General features: G+C 69.3%; 1 protein-coding gene. It reads right to left on the reverse strand.

Features of this window, described 5'->3' with window-relative positions:
• The coding region (locus MJ785_RS17125) for a toll/interleukin-1 receptor domain-containing protein (protein WP_239381769.1) at positions 1-689 on the reverse strand (689 nt) is incomplete at its 3' end.
• Positions 690-778: the final 89 nt, after the last annotated feature.

Here is a 778-nt window from a genome sequence, read left to right on the forward strand (position 1 = left end):
GGAATGATGTAGGTCGCCCCTTCCGGCTGTTCGCTTGCCACGTCGAGCGCGATCCCGATCGCCTTGTGGATGAAGTCCCGCCGGTGCATCGCGTGTGCCGTCAGGCAGACCAGGACAGCGGCCGAGTTCCTGATGACCGCACGGACCAGCGGTTCCCATTCCTGGCCGGGAAGAACATCCTCGTCGTCGAGCCAGGGGGCGAGGCCGTCGGTCCGCAGGCGGGCGTACAGGGCGCGCGCGTCGGCCAGGTCGCTGGTGGAATAACAGAGAAAGATCCGCCCATCGGGGAGGCCGGGTTGTCCGACCGGGCATGGTCTTCCGCTGGTGTTCGACGGATTTCCGGCGCCGTTGGCCCCCGCACCTGGCCGGTCATCACAGGCCGCGCCATGGTGTTCGGCGATCGCGGTGAACGCGGGACTGGCCGGATACACCCGGAGCGCGGCGCGCAGCAGCCGGCGGAATGGATCGGCGATCACGCCGTTATCCAGCTCGGTGAAAACCTGGTACCACCAGTGGACGGGTGTCATACCCGGCCAGCCGGGCCGGTACTCCCTCGGGTAGCCAGCCTGATCCAGCAGCATGCCGGCGGCGGCAGCCGTCCCGGCGACCCGCGCGCAGGCGTGCAGCAGTTCCCATCGCTCGTCGTCGGTGAGCGACAGCTCGACCGACTGGCCGGTCCGGCCCTCCATCGTGAACCCCCGTTCGGCGTCGCGACGGTCGTCTCGCCCGCCGCGGGAAACAGCGACCGGGCGGCGGGACGAGCGTTCGGCCATTTTAG

The sequence above is a fragment of the Protofrankia sp. CiT1 genome (assembly GCF_917627335.1).
GTDB lineage: Bacteria > Actinomycetota > Actinomycetes > Frankiales > Frankiaceae > Protofrankia.